This window comes from Methylobacterium sp. 174MFSha1.1 (assembly GCF_900116815.1).
Classification (GTDB): Bacteria; Pseudomonadota; Alphaproteobacteria; order Rhizobiales; family Beijerinckiaceae; genus Methylobacterium.
This window is the reverse complement of record NZ_FPCB01000003.1, coordinates 1-349: the sequence shown is the minus strand read 5'-3', so window position 1 is coordinate 349 and position 349 is coordinate 1. Positions and strand designations below refer to the sequence as shown.

Annotated in this window: 1 rRNA gene; it reads right to left on the bottom strand. The window is 58.5% G+C overall.

Annotated features, from left to right (window positions below):
- Positions 1–349 (bottom strand): 16S ribosomal RNA (locus tag BM430_RS00015); the annotation flags it as partial.

Genomic DNA, 349 nt, shown 5'->3' with positions numbered 1-349 from the left:
AGACCAACTCCCATGGTGTGACGGGCGGTGTGTACAAGGCCCGGGAACGTATTCACCGTGGCGTGCTGATCCACGATTACTAGCGATTCCGCCTTCATGCACCCGAGTTGCAGAGTGCAATCCGAACTGAGACGGCTTTTGGGGATTCGCTCCAGGTCGCCCCTTCGCTGCCCATTGTCACCGCCATTGTAGCACGTGTGTAGCCCATCCCGTAAGGGCCATGAGGACTTGACGTCATCCACACCTTCCTCGCGGCTTATCACCGGCAGTCTCCCCAGAGTGCCCAACCACATGATGGCAACTAGGGACGTGGGTTGCGCTCGTTGCGGGACTTAACCCAACATCTCAC